Annotated in this window: 1 protein-coding gene; it reads right to left on the bottom strand. The window is 42.5% G+C overall.

The window, feature by feature from the left end; translation table 11 throughout:
* Window positions 1-197 (bottom strand): hypothetical protein (locus tag RCF13_RS00950; protein ID WP_308140733.1); only part of this gene is annotated, 197 nt, incomplete at its 3' end.
* Window positions 198-365 lie beyond the last annotated feature (168 nt).

Below are 365 nucleotides of genomic sequence, written 5' to 3'. Positions count from 1 at the left end.
GGCTGCGCGCGGAAGCGCTGCATCCACTCCGCGTCGGCGCGCCACTGGCAGTTCACCGACAGCCGCTGCGACCAGTCGCTCTGGTTCGGCTGCGGCGGCATCGCGTCCCGCCACTGGCGGGCAGAAAGAGAAACTATTTTTTTACAATTATCAGATGTTAATACACTTAATTCCGTTTGAAGTAACTCTTCTTTCAAATGATCATGACTATTAGATGTTAGATAAGAGAAAAAAAATTCGTCCCTTCTTGGGACGAATGACTCAAAACTTGTTATATATATAACATCGGACGAACTTACCAAGTTAAAAAAATGATATAAATCTATATCTTTTCTTCGAAAAATACTTCTATGATTAAAAGTATT

The sequence above is a fragment of the Stenotrophomonas maltophilia group sp. RNC7 genome, from assembly GCF_030910085.1.
In the GTDB taxonomy this organism is placed as follows: domain Bacteria; phylum Pseudomonadota; class Gammaproteobacteria; order Xanthomonadales; family Xanthomonadaceae; genus Stenotrophomonas; species Stenotrophomonas sepilia.
The sequence above is the reverse complement of the archived record's forward strand: the minus strand, read 5'-3'. Positions and strand labels throughout refer to the sequence as shown.